At 36.6% G+C, this 22,735-nt stretch carries 20 protein-coding genes and 1 tRNA gene; 8 read left to right on the top strand and 13 right to left on the bottom strand.

What is annotated here, in order from left to right:
• Nucleotides 1-58 precede the first annotated feature (58 nt).
• From ABDV70_RS01505 to ABDV70_RS01495, 3 genes are all read left to right on the top strand, one after another.
• Nucleotides 59-5,836 carry a dsDNA nuclease domain-containing protein gene (locus tag ABDV70_RS01505; protein WP_343594833.1) on the top strand — a complete coding sequence of 1,926 codons (5,778 nt, stop codon included), beginning with the start codon at nucleotides 59-61 and terminating at the stop codon, nucleotides 5,834-5,836.
• Between the two features lie 184 nt (nucleotides 5,837-6,020).
• Nucleotides 6,021-6,527 carry a hypothetical protein gene (locus ABDV70_RS01500; RefSeq protein ID WP_343594832.1) on the top strand — a complete coding sequence of 169 codons (507 nt, stop codon included), beginning with the start codon at nucleotides 6,021-6,023 and terminating at the stop codon, nucleotides 6,525-6,527.
• Nucleotides 6,505-8,571 carry a hypothetical protein gene (locus ABDV70_RS01495; RefSeq protein ID WP_343594831.1) on the top strand — a complete coding sequence of 689 codons (2,067 nt, stop codon included), beginning with the start codon at nucleotides 6,505-6,507 and terminating at the stop codon, nucleotides 8,569-8,571. Before ABDV70_RS01500 ends, ABDV70_RS01495 begins: the two co-directional genes overlap by 23 nt.
• A gap of 173 nt (nucleotides 8,572-8,744) precedes the next feature.
• Here ABDV70_RS01495 and ABDV70_RS01490 read toward each other — a convergent pair whose 3' ends face one another.
• A complete protein-coding gene (locus tag ABDV70_RS01490; protein ID WP_343594830.1) occupies nucleotides 8,745-8,876 on the bottom strand; it encodes a hypothetical protein in 132 nt (43 codons plus the stop codon).
• Between the two features lie 964 nt (nucleotides 8,877-9,840).
• Complete coding sequence (locus ABDV70_RS01485; protein ID WP_343594829.1) at nucleotides 9,841-10,200, bottom strand: helix-turn-helix domain-containing protein; 360 nt, start codon at nucleotides 10,198-10,200, stop codon at nucleotides 9,841-9,843.
• A 92-nt stretch (nucleotides 10,201-10,292) separates the two neighbouring features.
• Here ABDV70_RS01485 and ABDV70_RS01480 point away from each other — a divergent pair, with 92 nt between their 5' ends.
• From ABDV70_RS01480 to ABDV70_RS01460, 5 genes are all read left to right on the top strand, one after another.
• On the top strand, nucleotides 10,293-10,829 hold the full coding sequence (locus tag ABDV70_RS01480) for an NAD(P)H-dependent oxidoreductase (protein WP_343594828.1): 537 nt from the start codon (nucleotides 10,293-10,295) through the stop codon (nucleotides 10,827-10,829).
• Between the two features lie 108 nt (nucleotides 10,830-10,937).
• Complete coding sequence (locus ABDV70_RS01475) at nucleotides 10,938-11,636, top strand: DUF1826 domain-containing protein (protein ID WP_343594826.1); 699 nt, start codon at nucleotides 10,938-10,940, stop codon at nucleotides 11,634-11,636.
• A 199-nt stretch (nucleotides 11,637-11,835) separates the two neighbouring features.
• Nucleotides 11,836-13,191, top strand: a complete 1,356-nt coding sequence (locus ABDV70_RS01470; RefSeq protein WP_343594824.1) for a dihydroorotase — start codon at nucleotides 11,836-11,838, stop codon at nucleotides 13,189-13,191.
• Nucleotides 13,192-13,512: 321 nt separating this feature from the next.
• Nucleotides 13,513-13,842 carry a ferredoxin FdxA gene (gene fdxA / locus ABDV70_RS01465; RefSeq protein ID WP_343594822.1) on the top strand — a complete coding sequence of 110 codons (330 nt, stop codon included), beginning with the start codon at nucleotides 13,513-13,515 and terminating at the stop codon, nucleotides 13,840-13,842.
• A 255-nt stretch (nucleotides 13,843-14,097) separates the two neighbouring features.
• Nucleotides 14,098-14,174, top strand: a tRNA-Ile gene (locus tag ABDV70_RS01460).
• Nucleotides 14,175-14,310: 136 nt separating this feature from the next.
• Here the strand turns inward: ABDV70_RS01460 and ABDV70_RS01455 are convergent.
• The 11 genes from ABDV70_RS01455 to ABDV70_RS01405 form a co-directional block, all read right to left on the bottom strand.
• The gene (locus ABDV70_RS01455; RefSeq protein ID WP_343594821.1) at nucleotides 14,311-14,694 is read right to left on the bottom strand and encodes a hypothetical protein; all 384 of its coding nucleotides are present in this window, start codon (nucleotides 14,692-14,694) and stop codon (nucleotides 14,311-14,313) included.
• Nucleotides 14,695-14,706: 12 nt separating this feature from the next.
• Complete coding sequence (locus ABDV70_RS01450) at nucleotides 14,707-14,874, bottom strand: hypothetical protein (RefSeq protein WP_343594820.1); 168 nt, start codon at nucleotides 14,872-14,874, stop codon at nucleotides 14,707-14,709.
• Between the two features lie 12 nt (nucleotides 14,875-14,886).
• Nucleotides 14,887-15,240 (bottom strand): hypothetical protein, encoded by a 354-nt coding sequence (locus tag ABDV70_RS01445; RefSeq protein ID WP_343594819.1) that lies wholly within the window; start codon nucleotides 15,238-15,240, stop codon nucleotides 14,887-14,889.
• On the bottom strand, nucleotides 15,209-15,382 hold the full coding sequence (locus tag ABDV70_RS01440) for a hypothetical protein (RefSeq protein WP_343594818.1): 174 nt from the start codon (nucleotides 15,380-15,382) through the stop codon (nucleotides 15,209-15,211). The genes ABDV70_RS01445 and ABDV70_RS01440 overlap by 32 nt, the downstream gene beginning before the upstream one ends.
• Nucleotides 15,366-15,635: a hypothetical protein gene (locus tag ABDV70_RS01435; protein ID WP_343594817.1), complete on the bottom strand. Its 270-nt coding sequence runs from the start codon at nucleotides 15,633-15,635 to the stop codon at nucleotides 15,366-15,368. Before ABDV70_RS01435 ends, ABDV70_RS01440 begins: the two co-directional genes overlap by 17 nt.
• A gap of 13 nt (nucleotides 15,636-15,648) precedes the next feature.
• The gene (locus ABDV70_RS01430; protein ID WP_343594815.1) at nucleotides 15,649-16,668 is read right to left on the bottom strand and encodes a hypothetical protein; all 1,020 of its coding nucleotides are present in this window, start codon (nucleotides 16,666-16,668) and stop codon (nucleotides 15,649-15,651) included.
• Between the two features lie 1,115 nt (nucleotides 16,669-17,783).
• The gene (locus ABDV70_RS01425; protein WP_343594813.1) at nucleotides 17,784-20,066 is read right to left on the bottom strand and encodes a VapE domain-containing protein; all 2,283 of its coding nucleotides are present in this window, start codon (nucleotides 20,064-20,066) and stop codon (nucleotides 17,784-17,786) included.
• Between the two features lie 195 nt (nucleotides 20,067-20,261).
• Nucleotides 20,262-20,456 (bottom strand): AlpA family phage regulatory protein, encoded by a 195-nt coding sequence (locus ABDV70_RS01420; protein ID WP_343594811.1) that lies wholly within the window; start codon nucleotides 20,454-20,456, stop codon nucleotides 20,262-20,264.
• A complete protein-coding gene (locus tag ABDV70_RS01415; protein WP_343594810.1) occupies nucleotides 20,453-20,830 on the bottom strand; it encodes a hypothetical protein in 378 nt (125 codons plus the stop codon). The genes ABDV70_RS01420 and ABDV70_RS01415 overlap by 4 nt, the downstream gene beginning before the upstream one ends.
• A 14-nt stretch (nucleotides 20,831-20,844) precedes the next feature.
• Nucleotides 20,845-21,042 (bottom strand): helix-turn-helix domain-containing protein, encoded by a 198-nt coding sequence (locus ABDV70_RS01410; RefSeq protein ID WP_343594809.1) that lies wholly within the window; start codon nucleotides 21,040-21,042, stop codon nucleotides 20,845-20,847.
• Nucleotides 21,043-21,329: 287 nt separating this feature from the next.
• Complete coding sequence (locus tag ABDV70_RS01405) at nucleotides 21,330-22,649, bottom strand: integrase family protein (RefSeq protein WP_343594808.1); 1,320 nt, start codon at nucleotides 22,647-22,649, stop codon at nucleotides 21,330-21,332.
• Between the last annotated feature and the right edge of the window lie 86 nt (nucleotides 22,650-22,735).

Raw genomic sequence — 22,735 nt, 5'->3', positions numbered from 1 at the left:
AATCAGGTTGAACTTTAGGCTATATAATATAGAAAATACTTATGAAATTTATAAGCTTATGTCTAAAGATAATATTAAAAGTACTGCGATTACATACAAAGGCTATGATTATCAAACATTATTTGGTGTAAGTGTTCTTGCTGACTGGCTAAATTTCCCAGACAAATACCAGAGAGTTTTATTTGAAGCGACTGATGATACTGACGATACCCCGCAGGCATTAGATGACGTAATTTGTGTCAGAAAAGACAATAAATATGACTACTATCAAGTCAAATATTCACCTTCTCCTGAAAAAGAAGAAAACGAATTTTCTTGGGATTGGATTCTTAAAAAGTCAGGAAAAACTGAACGTTCAAAAAGTATTTTAAGAAAAATATATGATGCCTACAAACGCATACCATTAGATCAAATAAATTCGATCAATTTAGTAACAAACAAGCGCCTTGCACGAGATGTAGAGCCTTGTTTTCAAGAAACTCATTATCTTCAATTTGAATTAATACCTAAAAATATTCAGGACGAAATCATAACGCAGTTAGGTAGTGAAGGTGAAGCTAAAACTTTTATTGAGAATTTAAAAGTTGCTTATGATGATCCCATATATTTAGTACTCGAAAATCAGGTACAAGATTCTCTAATGAAAGTTAGTGATGAAATAGGATGTTTACGCCTCCTATATGAAGCTAAGAAATGGGCAACAATTCAAAATTATCCAGCACCCCAAGGTTGGATTACTTTAGACATATTACGTTCAATTATCCATACAAAAAGACCTGAACCTATACCTCAGAGTTTTTATATTTCAGATGATTATGTGTTGCCAGATGAAAGTTTTCATGAAAATTTTGTTAGTGAAATAATTGGTGAAGCAAAAACAAATATACATGTTCTAACTGGTAGCCCGGGCTTAGGTAAAAGTACATATCTGAGTTATCTTTGTAATGAATTAGAAGATAAGAAAATTCCCTATATCAGACATCATTATTTTATTTCTACCCGTGATAGAACACAGGATAGACTTTCTTTAAGAGTTATTTCTGAATCCCTTTACACACAAATCAGACAATTTCATCATAAAATTAATATCTCATCTCATGAACAACCTGAAAATTTAACTAATATTATTGAGAGATGTGGAAGTCACTATAAAAAAATTGGAAAACCTTTTATACTTATTATTGATGGTTTGGATCATGTTTGGCGAGATAATAATAGAAACATCAACCCATTAGATGAACTTTTTAAAACACTATTGCCATTACCAGATAATCTTAAAATTATTGTTGGTACGCAACCTGTAGATGATGAATATCTACCAAAAAAACTTTTAACTCTATGTCCTAAGAAAAACTGGACTTACCTTCCCCCTATGTCTGGGAATGCCATTTTAGCTTATGTAACTAAAAGAATAAAAGATGGAGCATTAATAATCAATGATTCTGGAAATAAAGATGAAATCATAGCTAAAGCTTCTTCAGCACTATTAAATTCTACACATGGTTATCCGTTACAACTGATCTATACTTGTGAATATCTAAGAACTAACCTACTTCCCATTAATGAATGGCAAATAAATAAGCTTCCTATGCATAGTGGTGGGAATATCGAAGAGTATTATCTATCGATTTGGCATACGCTAAATCATAAGCAAAAAAATATACTACATCTTATTGTAAATTTTAATTTTTTCTGGCCGAGAACTTCTTTTAATAAAATTTTTTCTGATTCATTGTTAGATATAAATTCAGTCATTTTTTTACTACATGAATCTTTATCTGGTTTAAGGCCATTTCATGAAAGCTTGAGTGTTTTTGTCAAAAGTAGAGATAACCATGATGAAATCATTGAATCATTATTGTTACCTCTATGTAGTTGGCTTGAGCATGATGCACCTGAGTCATTAAAACAGAGATGGTTATGGCATTGCCATGCTTTACTTGGTAATACTAATCCTTTAAGAAGTGGCCTAACACGTGATTGGATTATCAAGCGATTAGTAGAGGGTTATGATCCCCAAATTTTTATCGACTTACTAACACAAGCTGAAACGGTTGCTTTTAAAGAACGACAGTATGCTGAGGCATACAAACATAGATCAATAAAAACACGTTTATTAAATGGTCCTCAATATCAACTAACTGATTTTAACCAGTTAAAAATTATTTTTCTAACAACTGCTCCTCAATCTGCAATCAATGAGTTAATTTCTTTATATCATCAGCTTTCAGTGGCTGGTTTGGCAATTTTATCTATAGCCTTATGGTATAGAAATGAAAAGCCTCAAGCTTTATCAACTGCGAATCTATGTTTTAAAAGATTCCTTAGTGAGGAGCGATTATATAATGGTCATGAACATGATGAAATTTATAATAAAAATGTTCGTCTCACACTTGCTGCTAAAATTTTATGTGATGAAGTTTATATAAATAGCCTCATTCAGAAAGATAAAATTAAAAAATGGGATGAGGAATGGATAACCCTCTTATGTCAGACTAATTGTTTGAGTAAGAACTTTGAACAATTGATAGATGTTTTTAATGTAGTAGAGAATGAAGACATCCAGAAGATATTAGCAGAGCAAATAATAATTCTAGGTTCTATTGAAGAAGTTGAACTTGGATGTTTAGAAAATGAAGAGCTGTTCGAGGCATCTTCTCTAGGAAAAGTTGTTCAAATTTTAGAAAATAATGTATTCAAGCAAAGTTATTTAATTGGCGAAGATGAAGATGAAGATGAAGATGAAGATGAAGATGAAGATGAAGATCACTATCTAATATTTAAAAGTGATCAACTAGTCTTTAATTATAAAGATTACTTTTTTGAGAACTTCTTCCAACACTTAACATCTCAAGGAAGTTTCTGCCATCTTTCTATATTAAGTTATAGTAATTCTGTAAAAGCCCCTCTATATAACTTATTAGTTGAAATGGGTGATCATATCGTAAAACTTATTGAATATAATCAAGAAATTAAATTTATAGAAATATATTCATTATTAAATAGTTCAGATCTTCCTGTTCATGAAAACTATAAAGATGAAGGGGAGTTAAACAGATTTAAAAACAATTGGTTTGAGATTTGCTTGACTCTAAATTTAATCATTAATAAAAAAAGTATTAGCCTATCTAATTTTAAAGGTGCAGAAGAAAAAGAATATTTTAATATTTATTGGTTTATTGAATGGTATGCCAATCAAAACATTAAGTATTTCGATAATGAGACTATCGAATACTTATTTGAAATTATAAATAAAAAATTTGCTCACGAGATTCAGGAGACTAATGAAAGATGCGATTATTTTTCAAATTTAGCAAAAATCGCATTACTTCATCAGAAACCAGAATATATCAAGCGATATTCTTATCAATGTTGGGATCTTATCTTAGGTTATGGTTGGCGTAAAGATGTGGGTATTTTTGAAGTACTTGATTCAATTGAGTATCTATCTCAAAAAAATTCAAGAGATGCTCTTTTCTACTTACAGGAAATCTCTTCAGAAGTAACACAAATTTTGGAATATACTGATGGTAAAGAAACTAGACATGCCCTACCACAATATACAAAACTTTTGTCTAGCCTCAATTTATCATGTTTGACTTCTAAGTTTGAATGGGAGGTTCAAAATGGTGATTGGCACAATGCAGAAACTTCTTTTCATCAAATATTAAGTAATTTACCAAACTTGTCGTCTCATGTTTGGAAGTCAATTTGCCGAACTGGGCTTTCACAAGACGATCTATATGCATTACAAAATAATTCAGATATAGAACATGCGAAAGAGTTAATTAATATCGCATTAGATCACAATGGAATGGAAAATCTTTCTCAAAATATTAAGAGGAATGAAAATTCATCTACAAATGAAATTCCCACTACTATTAGTTATGAGGACTATCCCTTAGAAAAATTTCCTGATTTTTTGACATGGATTAAGTCGGATTATAAAAACAGAGACCATTTACTACCATGGATGGAATATTGGAAACCTAAAGTAAAAAAAACTGACTTCATTAAATATGTTTGGAATTATATAAAAGATAATGATCTACATAACAAAGATGAAAATTTACTACTTGACCCTATCTATGAAATTGCAAAAGCTACTAGGGGGAAAAATTTTGCATTTGAAATTCTTGTTAAAGCCCAATCAAATAAAGGTGGTTGGTTTAATCATTGGTTTGAGTCGACTGAACATACTTTCAAACGTTTAGATATTGTTGCTAAAGAATATAAAGAAAAAGCAGATGATTTCATCCAACTATCTACTAAGAATAACAAGGTATTAAATACAGGACTTGTGATTCCATCTTCCCGATTAGTTTATCTGTTAATACAACTTGATCGTATAGAAGAAGTCAAATTATTCATTGAAGTAATGATTGAGGTTCTAAAAGAAGAAACTCGGAATTTGAATTTGCAGACACCGAGTTGGAATTGGAACGAGAATTTAGATGAACATGAAATAGCTGTAGCGTTACTTGTTACTAGGTTACAGTGGCCATTCACGAGTATTAAGCAATGGACTGCAAGCGAACTGGCTACTCTGTTAACTGTAAAAAATGATACTCAAAAAATTGTTGAAGCTAGATTATTGGAAAGTTTGAAGTCTAAGAAATTAGAATCTGAAGTTGTTGAAATTTTGTGCGTATTTTGGATGGCTTGTCAGAAAGGCTATCATCCAACTATTGTTCTTGGAGAATATGTATTTGCTAGATCTAGTCTGTCTGATCAATTATTGAATGCTATAGAGTCTAAAACCTGCAATTACGGTTATTACCAAGGAAACTTTGATATTGACTCAGACTTAATTGAAAGAGAATCAAATTTCAGAAAAAACCTTGGATCTGAATTTCCACTTGTGTATTTGAGTACTTGCGAAGATCTCGAAGAAAAGTTTTTTATTCCCTTGACTGAAGATTTTCAGCATGAATGGAACAAAACATTTATTAATGAGCCTAGATTTCATGATACATATCAATATTTTTTAGAAAGAAATAACACTGGTCAGTTTTACACATTGAATAGCCATAGAGCCAGATCTGCATATTTAAGAGTATTTGAGGTTGCTAAACGTCGTTATGGAATGCCCAATGACTATGCTAATTTCTATTCAATAAAAGCTTTGCCACTTGAAACAGCATATTTAAGTTTCTTACCATTTAGAGTACCGTGGTTTACAAAGTGGAATTCGCAAGACGAATACAGTATTGAATCTCTTAAAGATTATCTTAGAAATTTAATTCAAGTTTGCAATACAAGCAATAAAGGTCAAGTTCTGGGGGCTTTATCCTTCCCAATAAAAATTAGTCCTAATTTGCACTTAGATATCACTTGCACAATAATGAATGATAAAAATGAGGTAACTGAAAGATCTCAAATAGTTTCTATTGGCCTAGGATTAGAAAGAAATTTAGAATTCAGATATCTTAAATCTAAGACTACAACTTCTGATAATTTTTCTTTTGTTGGAACAGCTTTCCCTCATCATAGATATGGTCATTGGTTTGTTGAACAGGATTCAAGAGGTATATACATCCCTATCATGCCTGACACTGAAATGAAAATTATAGGTCAGTCAGATGGTAATCTTATTAAATATCTCTTAAATGATATGGAATTTGGTGTATCAGGTTATTGGAATGATGAATGGAAAAGGTCATATCCTTCAAAAATGAAACCCAAATGTGCGACTTACACATTGCTTTCTCCACAATATTTTCAATATATAGGAAATACTGAAACTGAATTTAAATATGTATGTAAGGTAAATATCGCTTCAAAAGAACGGGACTATAGTGACTTTCAATTTGAAGAATTAACGTTTGAAATTTAGCTAGATGATCTCAATATAATGTTTTTTTAATATCATTATATTTATACACTCATTTATACATTTAAATGAACTCAATTTTTCTTCTGATGTTTAATTGATTTAGTAAATGATTTTAATTTTATTTAAAATTAATGTAATTTAAATTTTTATGTATTTGGAATTCCAAATATAGGGACAACATTAAATGATTCGTGATGAATGGGCTACTTTTGATCCAGAAAGTTTTAAACAAAAATTAATTGAAAATTGTGATTCAAATGAATTTTGGGTAATTGATATATACAACTCTCTTATGCGAAAAAATCTAGAAATCCCTGAGATAATTATTGAACTTGCAGATATTGCCGTTGATATTTTTAAATCAAGATATGAAACAGATGAAACAATACTATTTTTAGAATTAAAAGCCCGTAGTCAAGCAGTAAACAACGATTTGAAACCATGTATTGAGACTATAAAATATATAATGACTTTTGATCATGAAATCGTGGAGTCTACAGTCCTTGAGTTAGCAGACGACTGTTTTAAAAGTGCTAATAATTTTGGTTATAATATTGATCAAATCCCAAGTGTACTAGAACAGTTAGAATCAATATATAATTTTTATAATAAGTATGAATCTATCTTTAACTTGCATATTCAATCTGCATATATTTACTCTAGACACAATGCTTCTCAAGCTGCATCGTAGTATTTGTAATGCAGAAATTATAGCCCATGAGCAAAATTCAAAATTATTATTAGCTACTTGCCTTAAAGTGTTGAATGTTATTGCTTTTGAAGAACCCGATATGCTTGCTGCTAAAGATTTTGGTATGCAAGCAATTGTACTCTATGAAGAAGCTCATGAGGAAGTTCCATATACATTGATAGCAAACTTAGCTGTTACATATATGAATCTTGGTGATTTAACATCGGCTGTTGAATATTTTAAAATAGCTTTAGATAATGAAAATCTTGATCAAAAAAGCAAAAAAATTATTCTTGTAAATTACTCATTATGCTTACGACGCCAATCTCTTTTAACTGAAGCGACTACAACATTAGAACATGTTATTAATGAATCTGGAACAATCGACAATCCTGAACAATGTATAGAATTACATTTAGCTTCTGCCAAAATGGCTACATTAGACAAAAATCTAGATCTTGAAAAATTTACTAGTCATATAACAAATATATGTATTCAGCAGGATTTACTCTTAAGCGATGCTTTAAGATTACATCACCGTAGAGGATTACGCGAACGTTATAATCATCGTATAAATAATTTACTTATCTATCTACCAGAAACGGGAAATATTTCTCAAGCGTTATTCCCCCTTGTTACAATATATGCAAATAACTTATCAGATTGGATTAATATACTCGAATGGCGAAAAAATTTAGAAAATAAAGATTTACCAGTGGAACTAATCAGTGAACTTGATGAAATCATATTCTGTATAAAAGATATTGGCGCTCCACATTTATATGGATTCAGAGAGAAATATGATGATCCTTGGGATCCTAATCATCTCGCTGGGGTGTGGGATGATCTTTCTCATTTATGTTCGAAGTTTTCAACTTTTGATATTCCTTTACCCCTTGCAAGAGGAACTAATCAAAATTACAGAGCATTATGTGAGCAGAAGTTACAACAAAATCATTGTTTAATGTTTATTACACATATAAATGAAATTAGTTTACTGTGGTATTTTATTAAAGACCGTTATTATCGTGTTCAAATACAAAAAGAGATATTAATTGAATGGAATAAGTCTCTGAGAGAATTCGCTAATTTTAGTATAAGCAAAAAAACATTTATGAATAAGGTTGATGAGTTAACTCATCATCTAACTCCTATTTTCGCCCCAATCATTGATAGAATTTCAGAAAATGAGTGTATTTCATTACGATATATTGATGATATTCACCCAAGTTTACCAATTTACTCGCTCCTACTAAAAAATGATAGCCTTAGGAATCGTATGGTTTCTGGTGATTTTGAAATTAGAAATGTACCTGCATTGGTTGAGCATTTAGATGATGAGAAAACAATAAACTCAATACTAGCAATCATCGACCCTAATGAAGATCTTCAACTAGCATATTATGATGCGAAACTATTTTCTAAATCATCTAATGGAAATGAGCCTAAATATATATGTGCAACCGAAAAAAATAATTTATCCGAGTATATCAGTACCAATGACATATTATTGGTCTCGACACATGGAAACTCCTTAGATATTTTCTCAGATGCATATTTTGCTCAATTAGGTGATCCCAATACTTATCATATAATTAATGTATACAATTTACAGAAATTTGCACCTACCTCATCAATACGTTTAGCAATGATAAATACTTGTTATTCTGGCTCTAAATCTATCAGAAACTATCAAAAAAAATTTTATACTAATGATGCTGTGACAATTCCAAATCTTATACTACTCAACCAACGTGCTGTGGCATTTTCATCTTTATGGAAAATATCTGATACTGTTAGTTGCATTATTTCATATTTAGTGGGTCAAGGTTTAAATATGGGATATAAGCCCTCAACTGCATTGACTAGAGCTATAAGTACATTACCTGATATGTCATGTGCACAAATAAAACAAATTTTTTTCGATAATCTTGATGAAGAGAACGCAAAAGAAGTTACTAAACATTTTCCACATCAACCAGAAACTAAGATGTTTTCACACCCTTATTTAGTAGCAGGTTTGATGGTACACGGATTATTGTGAGGAATAATGTAAAGGGAGAATTGAATAGCCACCGATTTTGTAGACACCTTTTAATTAGTGGTGGGCTGCCACCACTATTCTAGACAAATTTAGTCTATTCTTAAGACCTTTTTAGTAGGAAAATATGTATTCATAGCTAGGTTCATGAATCAAATATTTTATAAGTTATCATTTTAATGCTCTAAGTAATTAAATTCTAGGTGAACATAAGTTAAATCAGACATGGCACAGCTTGCAGCACTATATGCAGCGTTTCCGCTTGCTGCTGCAACTTTTCGCTGTGAATGGGTAAAATTGTCATTCACAGCGAAAAGCGTCTGAAATAACATAATATAGAGTTATGCGAAACCTAGCGCCGATATCTAGATACTTGTAAATTATTCAAAAATTTCTGTAATTTTATTTCGTCTTGTATTGCCCAAATCATTAATTTTACTTGATTTATTTTTTCGTTATCCGCATTGCTTTCCTGCAACATCTTTAAATAATCATTTAACATTTGAGTCAAATTATCTACGTTCATATATCACCACGCGCAACGGCTTAGACTACGCCTTGCCGACCCTGCGCACTGCTCGGGCACGTCAATTCCCCTGAAAGCCTGCTGAAAAGACATATTTGAAGCATAAGCAGGATTTGTAATCAGGGAAAAAGAATTAAAAATCAATGAATAGCTTTCAAAATAAAATAAACAGAAATTAAAGAAAACGGAAAAACTATAGCAATAATGCCTAAAACATCACCTAGATTCATAAGCTCACCATTAATTGACAATTTTTGGCTATTACAGTAAGAATGACTGACAGAGAGCAAGAATTGCTTAGAAAAAAGTGTATAGAGTTAAATAAACAACTGATAAACAAAAATTTAATGCCTATTAAAGAAAGCGAACTAGTTCATATAATACTTGAACAGTGCATAGGAAATGTGCAGCTAACGAACAGCGGTAATTTAAAAGTAATAGAAGATTAGTATTTGTTAAATTTCCGAAATTTCGGACTTAAGTCCACTCCAGAGATGGTGGACTTTAGGCCGTCCTCTTCCTCTTCCTCAGTCGTCATGCTTCCTCCTCGTCATCGTCATCGTTATCGTCATCGGATCGGCTTGGAGTCGCATAACTTGATTTTATGTTAAATAGATTGTCGGAGATTGCGCGTACTGCTACAGCTTTAGAACGTGCAACTCCACTGGAGAGATTCGGGACAAGTTTAATCTCTCCAGTGGAGCAACCTAAGTAACATAATATTCGTAATGATAGTCTTCATTATTTTAAGATGATTTTGAATCAATCATCGTATGTGCCCATACCGATAAAGATGCTAAAACAGGCTTAAAGGATTGCCCCAGTTCTGTCATTTCATAGACAACTTTGATGGGTGCTTTTTCACCATATACGGTTCGAGAGATTAAACCACTTTGCTCTAACTGTTTAAGTTGAAGACTCAGCGTCATTTCCGTAATGGTGGGCATTAATTGTTTGATTTCATTAAAACGTTTGGGTTCATCTTTTAAATAATACAAAATAACGCTTTTCCATTTTCCACCGACTACATCCATAGCCATACTGATATGACATGGGTAAGTTTTTCCATTGATCGTAACTTCACATTTATTCTCAGGATTTGCCATCAACACCACCCACCTATCAACTTTGATAGTTATTGTACACCAATACTATAAAAATTATAGTAGCTATTATTTTTATAGTTAAAGGCACTGTTATGGCTTTACTGATTTTAGCGCATCCCTACTATGCACAATCCATTGCAAATAAGGCAATTGTGAATGAACTTGTTAAAACCTATCCAAATTTAGAAGTCAGAGATATTTTTCAGCTTTATCCAGATTATCAAATTGATGTGAGCGCTGAACAACAAGCATTGTTACGCCATGACACGATTATTCTGCAATATCCAATGTTCTGGTTTAATATGCCAGCAATTTTAAAATTATGGTTTGATCAAGTTTTTACTTATCAATTTGCTTATGGCTCTCAGGGAGACAAATTAAAAGGCAAACAAGTCATCATTAGTATGACGATTGGGCAGAAAGAAATCCAAATGGTGAATGATCAAGAGAACCTCATCGACAGCTTCTTAAAATCAGTTCAACATTCAATTCAATATACACAAATGAAATTAAGCGGAACTTTTTTACTTTATAATGTATCGCCAATATCCAATAAGACAGCGTCTGAAATTAAATTAGAAGCTACGGAACATAGCCATCAAATATTAAAGCATCTAGCTCAAGTATAAAAATTAAAAGAGAGCGTCCAAACAGGATGCTCTCTTTATCATCCCCCAAAGCACATTCGATTTTACAAATGGTGTATCATTAAACATAGTTTCTTATTTCCTCGTAACATGAAAAATACATTTCCAGATAACAATCAAATTGGTGTGGTTTCCACCTTCTCTGAACTTGTAAATATGAATTTCCAAGGCGATATGAATGCCGTTTGCTGGTATAGAAATTTGGTTGGCGATTTTCAAGAAATTGTGACAAAACTTGAGTTAAAAGAAAATATTACCGAAGTTTCTACTGAAGATCTTTTAGCGCTGCAACTTTCAGAACAAGGCCATCTAGCAAGAGACGTTATCTTAAAAGATATACAACTATTAACTGATTTCGGAGCATCTCCATCTCTTAACTTACTCAAAAACTACGAACGAGACGAAGAACTAGATTTCATTTCAACAGATGTATATTCCTATCATGTCGATCGCTCCCCTATTGCAACGGATACTTTTTTATGTACCTATCATGGCCCTGCAAGCGACATCCTGCCTAATGATGAAGTTGAGCAAAAAATTCTTATTCCAGAAATCAGGGAAGAACTCAAAAAATTACATGATGGCCCAGAGGCTAAATTTGAAAAATTTCTAGAAGAATATTTCTTTGACCTGCATTATCAACCTAAACCCGATACAAAACCTGTAAATTTGGGTTCAGGACATCTTTGGCGCTTGGCAGTCGATCATCCAACACAACAGGTCTTGCCGTGTGTTCATAGAGCGCCTGTAGAAAATGACGGTGAATACCGGCTGTTATTGATTTGTTAAATTGATTAGATACATCAAATAAAATTTAATCACCATAAGATCTAGATGTTAAATTCACGTATTTTTAAAACTTATTTATAAACATATGTTTATATTAAAATAATACCAAATCCATATATTTCCAGCTATTTATAGTCAAGATTGTATGTTACATTATAACATATCACTTAATTCATAAAAAATAACAAGGCATTGCAAAATGAATTTTAGACAATTACCTGACCTCATTATTCGTAATGCCAATATCGTCAATGAAGGATCTTGCCAAATTAGAGATGTTCTCATTCAACAAGGACGAATCAGTAAAATTCAGCCTAGTATTATGGGAGTATGCAAGGCCAAATCAATTGAAGCGAATGGTAGATGGCTTATCCCAGGAATGATTGATGATCAGGTACACTTTCGTGACCCTGGTTCACCACACAAAGGTAATTTTGCCTCTGAATCTATGGCTGCGGCTATAGGAGGAATCACCAGTGTAATGGATATGCCTAATACCAATCCGCCTACATTAGACCTCGCTGCTTTACAACGCAAAAAGGATATTGCTGCTCAATATAGCATGGCTAATTATGCGTTTCATTTTGGCGTTAGTGCTCATAATTTACCAATCATCGAAAGTCTTGATCCTAAATTAGTGAGTGGCATAAAAGTTTTTATGGGGGCATCAACGGGTAATATGTTGGTCGATGACCCTCAGATTTTGGAACGCTTGTTTGCAAATGTACCCACCATTTTATTGACGCATTGTGAATTTACACCCCACATTAAACAACTTGAACAGCAGTATCGCGAAAAATATGGCGAGAATATCCCAGCAGATTTACATCCTATCATTCGAAACAAAAATGCCTGCTTTGAAAGCTCTCATTTAGCAGTTACTTTGGCAGAAAAATATGGTACTCAGTTACATGTTCTACATATCACTACTGCCAACGAATTGTGTTTATTTAAAAACTTACCTATAGATAAAAAACATATTACTGCCGAAGTCTGTATTCATCATTTGAATTTTGACGATACGGACTATGCTAATTTAGGTCACTTGATTAAATGCAATCCGGCAATCAAAACTGCACAAGATAAGCAGGCACTCATTGATGCGGTCGCCCATAGCAATCGTCTAGATATTATCGGGACAGATCACGCACCACATACTTGGCAAGAAAAACAGCAATCTTATTTTAACGCTCCGTCTGGTCTACCCTTAGTGCAACATGCATTGCCTGCCTTAATGGAGCTTGTAGCAGATCAACAACTGTCGATTGAGACAATGGTGCAAAAAACGTCGCATCAGGTTGCTGATCTATTCCGTATCAACGAACGTGGTTACATCCGTGAAGGCTACTGGGCTGATCTGGTACTGATTGGAAAGAATAAAAATAGACAACCTGTTGCACAACAACCCAATTTTATGCGATGTAATTGGACACCTTTTCAGGATAAAACCTTTCGCTATTTAGTCGATAGCACTATTATTTCTGGACAACTGGCATGGCATCAACAACAACTTTTTCTTAATTGTCGTGGACAAGCTTTAGAAATAAACCGTTAATTTTTTTAATGTCACACTTCTACATAGTCAATATAGTTAAATCATCTATGTGGATATATCACTTATGCAGTAAGAATCATTTTCAATTCAGGCAATTAGAGTAAAATTTATAACTCTGGATTCAAGCTAATTCTGGGATATTTTTAATTTGATTAAAAATCAATCCAACTTAATTTCAATAAAAACAATAATATATGCTTATCTAGCATTTATTCTGATTTTCGTATAATTAATATCAATAAAAGGAATTGTTTGTTACCCTATTTTTTGCCTACAATATTACAATTAATTAAAACCATGTTTTTTTAGGTAGCTGTCGCCATGACCTTTGTTGTCACTGAAAATTGTATTAAATGTAAATATCAAGACTGTGTTGAGGTTTGTCCAGTCGATTGTTTCTATGAAGGTCCAAACTTCTTGGTCATTAACCCAGATGAATGTATTGACTGTGCATTGTGTGAGCCTGAATGCCCTGCAAACGCTATTTTCTCTGAAGATGAGTTACCAGAAGGGCAAGAAGCCTTTATTGAGTTAAATGCTGAATTGGCTCAAAAATGGCCTAACATTACACAGATTGGTGATCAACCTGCTGATCGTGAAGAATGGAATGGTAAAGCTGATAAATTGCAATATTTAGACAAAGGCGAGTAAATTTACTTAAACCTTTAATAGATATTTGTTATATAAATTAATTGGTTAAAGTGGCTTAATAAATAGCTTTATTCACTTTACTCTAATTCTTGACATGCGCTAAGATCTTGTCCGTTGCAGTATAGAAGTGTATTACATGTATTCTGGTTGTCTAGTGTACACCTACTTATAAAAAATACTTGTAATATGCAGTAAATTTCTATATTATTCGCATCGTAGCAAATTCCTTAAAATACAAGGAATTGCAATAATATAGGGCCTATAGCTCAGTCGGTTAGAGCAGCGGACTCATAATCCGTTGGTCCACAGTTCGAGTCTGTGTGGGCCCACCAAATTTTAGTTATTTAAATCAAGCTCTTGCGTTTCTGTAAGGGCTTTTTTTGTATAGCGGTTTTTATGATTTTTGATTCTAGGTAGTAAATAGGTAGCAGTTTGCGTCAATACCAAACTACATAGCATCGGCAGACATCACTGGATTATTATTTTTAGAATTGACCTTGGGTTCATACCAAATGAAATTACCAAAGTGTCAATGCTGGCACCAGCTTCAAATTGGGTGCGTATTGATCTATGTAAGAAATCTGTAGCCATTTGTTTGCAGGATTCTAGGCAAATAGTTTCACCCGTAAATACCTGAGTAAGTTTAAACGCATCATTCCAGCCAAGAATTTCGACAAGACGTGATTTAGGGTTTAGTGTTTTGGGAATATATAGATAGATTCTGTACCTTGTCCGAGTATCACGTTTAACCTGTTTGGTTCTGGGTAACTGGCCCAGTAGAAATAAAGCTTTTTCTCTGCCAATAACTTCGGCAATGGCCTGCATATTTTTTGGTAGCGGATAGTCGGACATTGATCACCGCCATTATTTTTCAATCTGACGACGTACACAATTCGCGACAAGTCGGCTCATTGGCACAATGACACCTGCTTCAGCTTCGATTTTGCGTTGCTGATTCTCAAGAGCATTAAGTAGGCTTTGGGGCAAACTGATCGTTAGAACGCGGTGTGGGTCTGCTGATAAATTTGACATGAAATTTTTCTCCTAATAGCTTCTGGTTGATGGCTTCCATCCAGCCCATGAGTTCTCATTGTTAGCTCGGCGTGCTTCAGCGCGGGCTTGTCTTTCAGCTTTGGCGCGTACATTGGGTTGTGCAGCCAAATACGACGCTGCTACTTCTGCTTGTTCGAAATCTAATCCATAGAAATTCCGCAAAAGGTTTGCCACTGGTTTTAAATCATCGCCAATAATAAAGTCTTTCATCTGGGGAATTTTGCAGACCATCCGATTTACGTCACCAGTCGAGCGGTCATAAAACTCAGCACACTGTAGCTGTGCCAAGACTTCTGCTGGAACCAGTACCGCTTCAGCTTTGGGTTTGTGGTTTTTTCGTTTCATATTTTTTTTGCTCCAGCCAACCAGTGGTAATTTGTTGGATATGGTTCGGTGTTATTTCGAAATCATCGCTATTAATGATGATCGTTATTTCTTTATCTGGAACGCGCCAGAACACGATCCACGGGTTATGCTGTGCTGGCATTGTTCTCGACCTCGATACCAAGCCCGGTGAGCAGTTGGTTTGCGATTGACGTCGACTCGGCAACGGTCAATTCAAAGTTCCCAGCCAAGACCACTGCAAGGCTGTGTGGATTGCGGATCAAGATTGGTTCGTTGTCACCAATGGATAGCAACAGCTTTGATCCGTTATTCTGTGCCGAGATGTCAGTAAGCAAGCCTTGCTGATCACGATCAATGTTGAACGATAAGACATTACCGATTTTTGCAATATTCACTCTGGCAGCCTCCTTAAGACACTAACCAGAATGCGGATGTCGAACCTGATGGGATTACAGCTTGAATATCTGCATACACCGTAATATTTAGATCACTGGCCGCATTCAACCGCTCAATAATGACGTTCACATGAGGGTTAATCGCTATACCCACGCGGTTGAATGCGCCAATAACTGTTGCTGCTGTTTGCGATGTTAATTCAGCTTGAACAAGGCCGCCCGCGAAAAGGTTGCAGTTCTGAACAGTCGCGCCAGTGCCATTTGTCCCGATAAACCCTTGTAGCTCACCATACGTTAGGTTGCGAGCTGCTGCTGCACCAATGGTGAAGTTTGCCGGCGTTAAAGCTGTGATCGCATTAAGCAAGGCATTGTCTACAGCCTTGGCTAAACCGAGGGCAATCCCAGTAATAATATCGTATTCAATACCCTCGTTCCCGGCTGCCTTTCGCGTGCGACGTGAAACAGTGAATCGGCAGGCAATATGGTTTTGCGTATCGCCACGCCAGTTAATTGAAGCATCGGTGAATGGAAGTGCCGAAGATGTGATTTGCGTACCTTCTGTAACCGTTGCAAAATTTGCAGCTTCAATAACACGTAGTTTAGCCGCATCCGACTGGAAGATATGAAGTCCTGATGTTTCACCAATGTAGTGCTCATTTGCGACGATAAGTTTTGCACCTGCCTGAACGGTGCGAGCCGCGTTTGCGACGGCCGCAGATAAAGTAAAGGCTTCATTGCTGACCAAGTTGATATTGCGCTCGATGCCGTCAATTTGTGGTACAAGCGGTGCATAGTCAACGCCAAGATCAAGCTCGATCGATGCAACGGCCGGTTTAGGTAATAACTTTGGTTCAAAACCGGGGATTTGATGCTCAACTACACCAGTTTCATTTTGTGCCTGTAACATGACCTCTTTCAACTTATCAGAGCTTGTGGTCACATCGAGTTGTGGCTGAGGTTCTGGCTCGTTAAGTTTCTGAACGAACTCTTCTAATTGGCGTTTAAACTTTAGGGTTTCTAGGTCATCTTTCATTTTTTAAATCGGCGTCCTTTGTGGATTAAGGACATTATCCTTGGTCGGTAATGCGATTTCCTCCGGCCCGGTTTCTAATACCGTGAATGTTTACATAAAAATCATGAGTTTTATTAACTGTCACAACTGCCGACACAGGTAGTAAGTCAACTTACTGAAAAATAACAAAAAAATTTTTAACATGGGCTTTTTCTATGATTTTCTCATAGAATATCAGTTAAACTTATAATAGTAAGTTATGAATTGAAATATCACCGAGATTTGTTTCTTTGGGAATTTCGCCATCCGAGGCGCCGCGCGGCCCAGAAAGTACCTTTTTGTTTAGAATCAATGACTTATGCAAACGCAATCCCAAAGACTTACTCACTGTCACGCTCCTGCTGCATGAACACAAGCTTTACATGCCTGACCTACATGAAGTTGCTTATCTTGAGCAAACGCATCTACGTGAATGAAACAGCACAATGACCCGCAAAAAATAATTTCATGCGCGTACACACGTCAGAAAAGATCAAGGAATAGTCAGGATACGAGTGGGTGTGGGTCGCCACATGGTAGTGCATCATTCACTACTCACCAGTGAACAACATCACCAAGGGTGAATACTCACCAAGTGAACAGCATCACCAAGGATGAATGTGATCAAGTCGGGTCGGCCTATCGCATGTTATCTATGATAAGTCTTTGTGCACCCTATACATCTTTGTGCACCCTCGAAATAAAGGATGCACAAAAGGGTTTCCAAAATAAATAATTGATTTAAAACAATAAAATATTTTTTGTGCACCCTTGTGCATCCTTTTTGCATTTTTCTACACAGGGTCTAATACGTCAATATATAGCTATCTCTTATTTATCTTCTTATATCTTTTTTATTAATATGGGTGCACAAGATACATCAAATCCTTATATAGCAACGGTTTCAGTCTGTGTACCCTTGAAATAAAGGGTACACAAAAGGGTGCACAAAATACTATAAGGGTGCACAGGATCGGCACTAAAAAAACCACAACTAGACGTAATGCCAGTCAATTTCTTAACTGACTGGCATTATGCAATTAGGATGGTTTTTATCTTTGAGCTTGAGTTGACGGGGCAATGCTGCTGTCGGATTTTTATTTTCCGTTAATTAGTTTTGGCGGTACCAACTTAGGCGCACGTAATTGAGTTTTCCCTCCATATCGGCGGGACTCTCCGCCATTATGTTTGCGAATGCACATTGCTGCCTTGGTAGCTTCGCCTTGTGTTGGTCGGTCTATTCCAAGTTTGGTAAGTATTTCCGTGGCTGTAACCCATTCCCAGCTTGAGTGATTAGATTCCCAGTCCAAACTCGATAAAATGCGCTCTTCAATAGGGTCAACGACCTGAAAATCTTCATTGCTGGCATTTAGGGCTGTATCTTCATCTTTTGTAAGGTGCCATTGCATACCGCTTTCGTATGCCGCCTGTACCTCTGCCCAGACCTGCTGCATGTCAAAAGTATGTTGATAGTCGATGCTTTCACACTCAATAACCCACCAGCGACGCGAACCAGTTTCATCTTTCAGGAATGTTTTAGGGTTCACTGAACCGAAGAAAGCAGTACGACGACCAAAATCAGACTCTGCGCGCGCATAAGGCAAACGGATTTCGTCGCTATCTTTTGTTAGAAAGGCTTTCAGTGCTTCCTGATCTGCTTTTTTGAGTGTCCCGTTGACTTCACCAAGTTCAACCAACCAGAATGAAATCACCTTTTTGACACTGTCCTTGTTGTCTGGGTTCAGGCTCAAGCCGTCTTTAACAACGTCAAGACTTGAGGGAGCCAACGACTTAAGCCAGCTTGTTTTTCCTAGACCCTGATCACCTTGCAAAACAAGCGCACCATGCAGTGATGTGCCGTCACGGCTTGCCGCAGCAATGGCCGATACCATCCAACGCTTGATTAGGGCGATATGCATCGGCGTACCATCGGGCAAAGGTCTTACGTTTTTAGGCGTGATCGTATTGCAAAACTCGTCCCAGCGTTTGACGCCATCCCAAGGCTTTGAGTTCACCCAAGTTAGGACGGGGTTGTATTGGTTGCGGTCGGCAATGGTCGTCAGAAAACCTTCAAGGTTTCCTGTCGGAATGCCTACAAGATTACACTTGGAAATTATGTGAGAAAGGCACGACACAAGTCTATTATCACGGCTTGCACTGTGACCCGGGATAAGGATTTCAACGTCTTTGGCGATCACGTTGTAGCGCACTACTGCACCCATTCGGCGCAATAGGTCTTCGACATTCTCAATCACAGCCTTTGGCTTGCCGTTCCCTGTGACGTATAGAAATGGCGTGTATTCATCGAATTGAATTGGAGACGTGTTGTCATTCGCTGGCGTCGGCAATTGGTGCGCCATAAGCTGCGCCTGAACTGCTTCCAGTCCACCAGTGACGTGAACGTCGTTCCAGTCCATGCCTTCAATGTCGGGCAGGATCACACGCGCATTGATGGCTTTGCCTGCTGCTTCTGCTGCTTCATTGCCCGGCCGCTTACCTGTTTTTGAGTCGTCCGGTTTGTCGTGGTCCCCAGCAATGATGATTTCAGACTGTGGAAAATGATCGCGCGCAATATTGGCGACATTGACCATGTTGCTACAATCAAACGCGACCATGACCGCCCAACCTGTCGCTTCATGAACTGATAAGCCAGTTGCATAACCTTCGACGATTGCAATTTTTTCGCTTGGTGTACCGATTAAGAAGTATCCGCCTGACTTTTTGCCAGACTTCAAATATGCACGATCTCCGTAGTATTCCTGATCTTCAAAGAAATACGCTTGCAATGAAACGATCTTCCCATTCTTTGCATAGATAGGAACAAGCAGCGCGGGAATCCGTTTGAATGGTTTAATTGGTTTTCCCGGTTCAGGCGTTTTGTAAACTGGAAAATTCCCAATCCTAGCACCGTGAATTTTGACGCCTTTGCGTGTGGTATACGGATGCTCATGCGCTGGCGTTGCATTTTCCCAAGCGATATTTGCTATGCGTGCGACTTCATCATGAATCTGTTTAAGCTCTGCCGCGTACCGAAGTTCATCAGCTTTACTCTTGGCCTTACGTGCTGCGATCTCCTCTGGTGAAATCTGAATGCGGTCGTTGTCGTTAAATGGAAATCCAGCCTGCCGCGCTCTATAGATAAGCGTACGAATGGTAATCCCGCCGCCCGGCTTGTCTGATCGCCATTGCGCGCGTGCTTCTGCCTTATCGTATTTGTCGTATTGGCTACCCCAATCTTCCCATGTACTAAAACCATTCTCGCCAAACTCAGAACGAATAGCAAAAGCCATTTCGTACCACTCTTTGCGGTCGTTGTAGTCAAGATAAGAAAGAGCTCGGGCAACTGTGTCCAAGGTCAAGTGATAGGCATTTTTGATCATGCTTCACCGCCTATATTTTGCTTATCGTGCTCTTTGTTAATTGAATGGGAGTTGTTTAAACCTAAGACAAAAGCTATAATCATGAACATGAAAATTTTATTCATTGGCGATTACCATTGATGATTTTTTCAAAAGGGAATGACCGCGAATCGTTCCCTTTATTTTTTGTTGAAAGAAAAGAATTACGTTTCACGATTACACCTCATTTGAAGATCGTGATTTTTCAATCCGTTCTCGTATCCATTGCTCAATATCAGATTGAAGCCAAGCTTTACGCTTTGCAGATATAAGCACTGGCTTTGGAAAATTCCCTTGTTTTATCTGAACATATAGAGCTGTTTTTGATAGTGATGTTTGCTCAATCACTTGTGCTCTGGTTAGAAATTTCATTGAGTAGAATGCCTGTCGCCTTTATTCCCATAATGTACGTCCAAGGACGTGCTGGTTTCCTCCGGCCCGGTTTCCATTGCTTTGTTTGTTATTTGAGCTTGTTTCCATTCAAGATAGGTATGTACCAATCCCCATACTTGAATTTTAGAGAGCCTGCGACTTGGCTTAACGTAGGAATAGGCCCAGATCACGGATACAGCAGCTTGGACTTCACTCTGATTTGAACCAAAGTCATTCACATACGGTGAAGGATCAACTGTTTTCAGGAAGTTCCAGATAGCTGCACGTTGCTGGCCTTTATTTTTGGCTTTCCATATAGCAGATAAGTGTTCACGATTTTGTGGGCAGTACACACGAGATTTTTGAGTATTCATAGAAAACGCCCCCTTTAATTCTGGACTATTTCAGAAAATTGAGGACGTGCGATTTGCTCAATATCTGCCACACGCCAGCGTAAGCGGTTGCCTATCTTGATGGGCTGAATTGGGCCTGATCCGTTCATAGCCCATACGCGCAAGGTTTGGGCTTGAAAGCCAAGTTTTTGGGCGGCTGTTTTGGTGTCTAATAAAACTGCGCTGTTATTCATCGTTGTTTGCACCGTTGTAGTGTTGATAGGTGCACTTTTACGCTGATTGTAGTTCTAAGTCAAAGTTAAGTATTTGTATTAAAATGATTTATTGTGATTAACAGTGATGTGGCGTGATATTGCATGATGTGGCGTGAAGATTATGTTTACATAAAAACAACAATTAAACCGACTTAATTTAGTCTTGTAATGGGTGTTACGTCAGCTTGTTTATTTTACCCGTAACAGTGGGAGAATTATTGCCAGATAAGGGGCTGTTACGGGAATTATATTTGTAATGGGTACAATTAAGCTTTCATGGACAATTTACCAGTGTGCCTGTATTGATTTTCTGGGGTTTGAATAAAGCCTGCTTCATTCAATATCCATGCCTCGTATTTAGTGTGCCAAATTCTCAATAGGTCTAAAGGCCGGATAATGTAATGACGTTCAACTGTCCCGCTCGGCTTATGTCCTGATATTTGATATGAAATCCCTTTAGGCATTTCCACCCACTCTGCAAGAGTTTCAAAAGAGCGTCTTAGACCGTGAATAGTTAAGTGAGGTATCCCAGCACGTTGCACAGCACATTGTAGGTGTGTCAGATGGTTTGTGATAACTCCAGCCTCAGCATCTAAGGAGGCAAATACATAATCATTTAGTTTTGGTAATGCTGATATGATTTGTGACAGGTAAGGTGTTAATGGAATAGTACGCCCATCACTATCAACTTTGTCATGTAGTAAAACATGGTTCCATTTGAAATCAATATCCACCCATTTAAGACGCTCCACCTCATTACGTCTTGCGCCTGTAAGCAAAGTGAATTGCAAATATGCTGATACTATAGGATTATTGATTTTGAGTATCTCGGTAAAAAATGGCCTTAGTTGCTCACGCTGCAAACAATCACGTTTAGCTCCGACCTTCTTAACCTGCTGCTTCACCTTTTTAGCATTATAGGACTTGTCTGGGAGTAAGCCTGAAAATTCATTTTGTTCCTCACACCAGTTAAGACAGGCTCGTACCATACGATATGATGTAGCAGTGCTGGTGGCTCGTGTTTGATTTTCTTTCTTTACCCATTCCTCAAGCATTGAGGCTGAAAGCTCACTTAATCGAATATCTAATAGTGATGCAATAGGCTGGGCAATAGTGATCTTCTTTGTTGATCGGGCGGGAGCTTGTTTGCCACCACGTTGGGCAAGTCTGATATGGTCATCTACATAGCGTTTGCCCCATCTGCCTTTATTGGCTTCTATATATGCATCCCAGACTTTGCCAAAAGTTAGTTGCTCTCTAATAGCTTGTTGCCGTTGTTGTTCAGCAAAGTCTATTTTGTCTTGCTTTTCATTTCTGGGATCAATGCCTTGAGCACAAAGCAAGCTTAAGCGTTTGGCTTCTTGTTTGGCGGAGTCTGGTGTCCAAGTTGAACAATCGCCTAAAGTAATCTTTAACGGTTTGCCTCCTATACGTCCATGATAAACATATTTTTTTGAGCCGCCGGGATTGGCTTTGACAGCCAGTCCTGTTATTTCCTCATCCCATAAAAAGGCTTCTTTCTTGTCAAGAGGACATTTAAAATCTTTAACGCGGTTAACAGTTAAGCGGGTTTTATTAGAAGCCATTTTTGATACCTGAATGTTTTTAGGTAGCATATAGGTAGCAAAATAAAGGAATATTTGTCAACAATTATCAACAGCAAATATTGGGT

It is taken from the genome of Acinetobacter sp. (assembly GCF_039596015.1).
Lineage (GTDB): Bacteria > Pseudomonadota > Gammaproteobacteria > Pseudomonadales > Moraxellaceae > Acinetobacter.
Note: the sequence above shows the minus strand (reverse complement) of the source record. Positions and strands in the feature narration are given on the sequence as shown.

What these genes read in the sequence shown, in the direction of transcription:
- ABDV70_RS01505 (WP_343594833.1), top strand. Translation starts at nt 59, where the DNA reads ATGTCTAAAGATAATATTAAAAGTACTGCGATTACATACAAAGGCTAT.
- ABDV70_RS01500 (WP_343594832.1), top strand. Translation starts at nt 6,021, where the DNA reads ATGATTCGTGATGAATGGGCTACTTTTGATCCAGAAAGTTTTAAACAA.
- ABDV70_RS01495 (WP_343594831.1), top strand. Translation starts at nt 6,505, where the DNA reads ATGCTTCTCAAGCTGCATCGTAGTATTTGTAATGCAGAAATTATAGCC.
- ABDV70_RS01485 (WP_343594829.1), bottom strand. Translation starts at nt 10,200, where the DNA reads ATGGCAAATCCTGAGAATAAATGTGAAGTTACGATCAATGGAAAAACT.
- ABDV70_RS01480 (WP_343594828.1), top strand. Translation starts at nt 10,293, where the DNA reads ATGGCTTTACTGATTTTAGCGCATCCCTACTATGCACAATCCATTGCA.
- ABDV70_RS01475 (WP_343594826.1), top strand. Translation starts at nt 10,938, where the DNA reads ATGAAAAATACATTTCCAGATAACAATCAAATTGGTGTGGTTTCCACC.
- ABDV70_RS01470 (WP_343594824.1), top strand. Translation starts at nt 11,836, where the DNA reads ATGAATTTTAGACAATTACCTGACCTCATTATTCGTAATGCCAATATC.
- fdxA (WP_343594822.1), top strand. Translation starts at nt 13,513, where the DNA reads ATGACCTTTGTTGTCACTGAAAATTGTATTAAATGTAAATATCAAGAC.
- ABDV70_RS01455 (WP_343594821.1), bottom strand. Translation starts at nt 14,694, where the DNA reads ATGTCCGACTATCCGCTACCAAAAAATATGCAGGCCATTGCCGAAGTT.
- ABDV70_RS01450 (WP_343594820.1), bottom strand. Translation starts at nt 14,874, where the DNA reads ATGTCAAATTTATCAGCAGACCCACACCGCGTTCTAACGATCAGTTTG.
- ABDV70_RS01445 (WP_343594819.1), bottom strand. Translation starts at nt 15,240, where the DNA reads ATGAAACGAAAAAACCACAAACCCAAAGCTGAAGCGGTACTGGTTCCA.
- ABDV70_RS01440 (WP_343594818.1), bottom strand. Translation starts at nt 15,382, where the DNA reads ATGCCAGCACAGCATAACCCGTGGATCGTGTTCTGGCGCGTTCCAGAT.
- ABDV70_RS01430 (WP_343594815.1), bottom strand. Translation starts at nt 16,668, where the DNA reads ATGAAAGATGACCTAGAAACCCTAAAGTTTAAACGCCAATTAGAAGAG.
- ABDV70_RS01425 (WP_343594813.1), bottom strand. Translation starts at nt 20,066, where the DNA reads ATGATCAAAAATGCCTATCACTTGACCTTGGACACAGTTGCCCGAGCT.
- ABDV70_RS01420 (WP_343594811.1), bottom strand. Translation starts at nt 20,456, where the DNA reads ATGAAATTTCTAACCAGAGCACAAGTGATTGAGCAAACATCACTATCA.
- ABDV70_RS01415 (WP_343594810.1), bottom strand. Translation starts at nt 20,830, where the DNA reads ATGAATACTCAAAAATCTCGTGTGTACTGCCCACAAAATCGTGAACAC.
- ABDV70_RS01410 (WP_343594809.1), bottom strand. Translation starts at nt 21,042, where the DNA reads ATGAATAACAGCGCAGTTTTATTAGACACCAAAACAGCCGCCCAAAAA.
- ABDV70_RS01405 (WP_343594808.1), bottom strand. Translation starts at nt 22,649, where the DNA reads ATGGCTTCTAATAAAACCCGCTTAACTGTTAACCGCGTTAAAGATTTT.